The following is a 251-nucleotide window of genomic DNA, read 5'->3' as shown; positions in this document are numbered from 1 at the left end:
TCGGACGCTAACACGGCATTCTGATAAGACGACGAAATTCCGGAAGAAAGCCCGATGTAGACGATATCGCAGCCCTGTACGATATGAGGCCGGAACGCTTTCTCGAAGTCGGCCGGCGACGGAGCCGCTGTCTTGGGCAGCTTGCCGGACAGTTCGACTTTCCGGTACAGGACCACCGGTGTAATGTCCACCCCGTCCCGATACGAATCGTCGCCGAAGACGACATAAAGGGGAACGACACCAATTTCGTT

1 protein-coding gene is annotated in these 251 nt (G+C 56.2%); it reads right to left on the bottom strand.

Features of this window, described 5'->3' with window-relative positions; genetic code table 11:
- A partial coding sequence (locus KVT34_RS30670) for a DegV family protein (protein WP_217563340.1) occupies positions 1 to 251 on the bottom strand: 251 nt, incomplete at both ends.

The organism is Paenibacillus sp. GbtcB18, from assembly GCF_019091125.1.
In the GTDB taxonomy this organism is placed as follows: Bacteria; Bacillota; Bacilli; order Paenibacillales; family NBRC-103111; genus Paenibacillus_F; species Paenibacillus_F chitinolyticus.
This window is presented reverse-complemented; position numbering and strand designations above follow the sequence as displayed.